The following is a 566-nucleotide window of genomic DNA, read 5'->3' on the forward strand; positions in this document are numbered from 1 at the left end:
CCTGCGGCCATGTCGGTTTCCCTGTGCCTCCCCGGATACTCCGGTTAGACTTGCCATACAGACACACTCCCTGGCTCGTTTTTCAAAACGTACGACGGAACATCGGCTTCCCGTGAGTCTTACTGGAGACTCGCGTCTCGGTCATTCGTCAGGGGACCTTGTATGCCCCGTCGCTCGATCGCCAACTGATTTCATGCTCTATTTCGCCTCCCTTCTGAGGGTACTTTGCAGCGTTCGTTCACACTACTTGTTCACTATCGGTCTCAGGTTGTGTTTAGCCTTCGCAGTCGATGCCTGCGTTATTCGCGAGGGATATCCAACCCCCGCTACTCTGGCACTACCGCACAGCGTACTGGTCTCGAGTACGGGGTTGTCACCCTGTATCACGCTCTGTTCCAAGAGACTTCGTCGAGACGGTCGGCTGATGAGAGGTAGCCCGGACACCACATTGGTCGTAAGACCTTCGGTTTGGGCAGTATCGCGTTCACTCGCGGTTACTAACGACATCACATTGCGTTTTCTTTTCCTCCCGATACTGAGATGTTTCAGTTCTCGGGGTTCCTCAT

At 54.2% G+C, this 566-nt stretch carries 1 rRNA gene; it reads right to left on the bottom strand.

Annotated features, from left to right (window positions below):
- Nucleotides 1–566: ribosomal RNA gene (locus tag NDI54_RS21420) — 23S ribosomal RNA — on the bottom strand; the annotation flags it as partial.

This window comes from Haloarcula terrestris, assembly GCF_031624315.1.
Taxonomy (GTDB): Archaea; Halobacteriota; Halobacteria; order Halobacteriales; family Haloarculaceae; genus Haloarcula; species Haloarcula terrestris.